We start from the raw sequence: 842 nt of genomic DNA on the forward strand, positions 1-842 counted from the left end.
AGAGCAAGGAAGTGGAACTCACGACCTACCGCAAGCGCGCCAGCACCGCCGAAGAGGCACTGGGCGCCACAAGGCTGGAGTTGGCTGAAATGAAAGGCCGCGTCCAGGCCCTTGAAAAGAGTTTGGCGGATGCTTTGGCCAAGGCCAAAGAAGGCGCGGCGCGGCCACTGATGCGCGCACCAGTCAAGCAGGTGGCCAAGCGTCGATCGCTGCGGTAGGCAAGCCGGGTGGTGCGGCACCCTACCCCGCTGTCCCCTGCCCTGGCCGCCCTACTCTGAGCTGGCTCAGGTGGCGTCGTCGCGCACACTCTTGACGGTGATCCTGACCTCTGGGTTGAGGTGGTCGCGCAGGTGGTAGAGGCCCTTGATGTTTTTGAGGCCTGCCCAGACGGCGACGGTTGAGGCCGGGACTCCGGCGTTCAGCCACATCACAAGACGCGTGTTCCGAAGAATCTGCGGTCCCAGGCGTGCTGGCAAGGGCTGGTTTGACTCGCGCGCAGCCTTCTCGATCAGGGTGCGCACCAGATCCAGGAGCGTGACCGGGGTCATCTGCCCAGGCGGCTTAGCGTTGGGGTTTCTGGCGTTGCGCCGGGTGGTGCAGAACAGGAACTCGACCTGAGGGCTCGATGCGGCGTCATCCCGTACCGCCAGCCACGACTCCAAGGCCTCGACGACAAAGGGCTCCATGTGGACTCGGCGGCGCTGGTTGGGCCCGGGGCCATCGAGCTGCAGCGCCTGGGGGCGTCGAGCGCCCTCCTCTTCTATATAGAGGATGGAATTCATCTTGAGGTTGCGCACCTCCATGGGCGATAGCGCCAGCTCAGAAATGCAAATCAGCAAGGC

The 842-nt window shown here is 64.1% G+C and carries 1 protein-coding gene and 1 pseudogene; one reads left to right on the forward strand and one right to left on the reverse strand.

Going from position 1 to position 842, the window contains the following annotated elements; all coding sequences use genetic code 11:
* On the forward strand, positions 1–218 hold a 218-nt coding region (locus BN2503_RS20635), incomplete at its 5' end, for a hypothetical protein (RefSeq protein ID WP_158447384.1).
* A gap of 66 nt (positions 219–284) precedes the next feature.
* Here the strand turns inward: BN2503_RS20635 and BN2503_RS20640 are convergent.
* Positions 285–842, reverse strand: a pseudogene (locus BN2503_RS20640) (hypothetical protein); the annotation flags it as partial.

It is taken from the genome of Paenacidovorax caeni (assembly GCF_001298675.1).
In the GTDB taxonomy this organism is placed as follows: domain Bacteria; phylum Pseudomonadota; class Gammaproteobacteria; order Burkholderiales; family Burkholderiaceae_C; genus Paenacidovorax; species Paenacidovorax caeni.